General features: G+C 43.7%; 2 protein-coding genes and 1 pseudogene. All 3 read right to left on the bottom strand.

Translation table 11 applies throughout. The features are described from left to right. Positions 1-458: type I restriction endonuclease (locus BMX22_RS15705; protein ID WP_318259794.1), on the bottom strand; the 458-nt coding region annotated here is incomplete at its 3' end. Further along, the gene (locus tag BMX22_RS15700) at positions 455-1,681 is read right to left on the bottom strand and encodes a restriction endonuclease subunit S (protein ID WP_318259795.1); all 1,227 of its coding nucleotides are present in this window, start codon (positions 1,679-1,681) and stop codon (positions 455-457) included. The genes BMX22_RS15700 and BMX22_RS15705, both read right to left, overlap by 4 nt. A 5-nt stretch (positions 1,682-1,686) precedes the next feature. Then, a pseudogene (locus tag BMX22_RS17020) lies at positions 1,687-2,202 on the bottom strand (hypothetical protein); the annotation flags it as partial.

Here is a 2,202-nt window from a genome sequence, read left to right as displayed (position 1 = left end):
TTTTTCAGCTCAAAGGCGAAAACAGGGATACCGTTCACGGCAATGACCATATCCACACTGTTTTTATTATCGGCGGAGTAGTACCACTGGCGGTTGACGGTTATCTCGTTGGCGGCATACTGCTCCACGGCAGTCTGATTCAGTCCCGATTCGGGCTTGAAATAGCACACACGGAAAGGAATGCCCCTGTGCTTGAATCCGTTACGCATTACGGACAGCAGACCGTCCATATCAACGGCATTCTGGAAAGCCTTTGCGAACTTCTCGGGAGTGCCGCTCTGGAGCTCAAAGCGCTGCCACGACTTAGGCTGAGTAGCCTTGACAAAGCGTATCAGCGTATCGAGGTAGAGGGCGTTTTCTGCGTCGTATGTATCGTTATTGCGGGTATATCCGCCTGCGAGCATATCGGCTTCGATATCGGATTCAAAACGTTTTTCGTTGGTCTCGTCTACGCTCATGACTGCGGCACCTCCTTTTTGCCCGTGACATATTCGTATATCAAGGATTTTTTATAGGATTCCAGCTCGGCGAGGAACTGTTCTTTTTTGGTGATAAGGGTGTCTATCTCGGCACATTTTTTGTCGAGATAGTCAGCTATTTCTTTTTGTCCTTCATATGGTGGTATAGGGATAACAAAGTTCAAAAACTTGTCAGCTTGCAAACGCCAACGTCCCAAACCGCTTACACCTTGGCCTAAGCCATAAAAAATCTTGTTTGTATAGCACATTTGCATCATATAAAGGAAATAATGGCTGTCGCTATTGTCTTTATCATCAAGCACAAATACACGATAATCTGGGCTTGTAACACCGTCAAATTTTGATATATCAACCCAGCCTGTTAGCAAGTCCATGTGATTCATTGCAAAATCGCCAACATCAACAAGCTGATAGTTCGCATAGCTTTCTGCTAATTGACCTTCGTTTTTAGACAAGTCTTTTGGAATTATTCCTTTTTGTGTTATAGAAAGGACGGTAAATCCTTCTTTGCCTGCAATATCTTTTTTGATATGGAATTGATACTTTAATCGTTTTGCACTCCATTCAACAGGAATATCGCCAAACCAAACACTACCGCTGTCCTTCATCGGTCTGTCGCCCCTTACGCCCTTTGTCACCGCCTGTGTGATGACAGCCTGACGGAGCTTTTTGTATTCCTCAACAGAGGCTTTTGTTTTCTCGATGATGTTGTCGATATGGGAGCATTGGCGGTCGAGGTAGGCGGAGATTGATTGCTGTTCTTTTATAGGAGCTATAATTGCTTTATAATTCTTTATTTGATTAGCTGAGAGCTGCCCAATGGCAGCATTATCAGCAAAAAAAGGAACAACATCAATCCAGTATTTGTAGAAGGGACAATGTAATTCTATACGTGGAGAAAGAGATATTAATCTAATAATAGCGTCATAAGGTGTATCTCTATAAAAAGCATGACCGATATCACCTCTGCCTGTCACAGTTATTGTATTCCCTTCAAAAACAGGATTTGATGTATATGCGTATACTTGTTCCTTCTCTAAAGTATTGGTGTAAACAGGAAAAGGATGTTGTTCATCTTGAGTATCAGAGTATAATTCAGGTTTAGCATCTCCACCAGCTTTAGCAAAAAACAGTGTTCCAATTGATGAAATATCCCAATTCTCAGGTATTTCCCCGATCCATTCAATACCGCTGTCTTTCATCTGTCTCAAGCCTTTTCACCCCCGAACAGAGCGTCAAGGCTCGCCTGTATATCCGCCTCGATACCGTGCAGGCGGCTCATTATATCCTCCACCTTCTCGGGCGCCTGATACTCATAAAAATAGCGCGTCATTGGTATCTCATAGCCGACTTTCGTCTTCTTCGTATCTATCCACGCATCGGGAGCATAGGGCAGCACCTCACGGGCGAAATACTCGTCTATATTCTCCCTCAGCGGAACATTCTCCGTATCACGCTTTGAAGCATCTGCAACAGGCTTGCCCTTATTGTCATAATATATCTCTGCTTCAGGGCAATCAGAGCGCAGGAACGCTGAGATACCTGCCATTTTCTCAAAATACTTCCAGCAGCGCTTTTTCTTGTCAGTTATATGCTTGCTGTTATTGAAAGCAGTTTCAAGCTCGGAAAGGCTCATGAACTCCTTTCCTTCCATTTCAGTAAGAGCGACTGCGCCTTCATAAAGCAGTTTATCCGCATCTTCTCTGATATTATCAGGATTATC

Source organism: Ruminococcus sp. YRD2003, assembly GCA_900109435.1.
Classification (GTDB): Bacteria; Bacillota; Clostridia; order Oscillospirales; family Ruminococcaceae; genus Ruminococcus; species Ruminococcus flavefaciens_G.
This window is presented reverse-complemented; position numbering and strand designations above follow the sequence as displayed.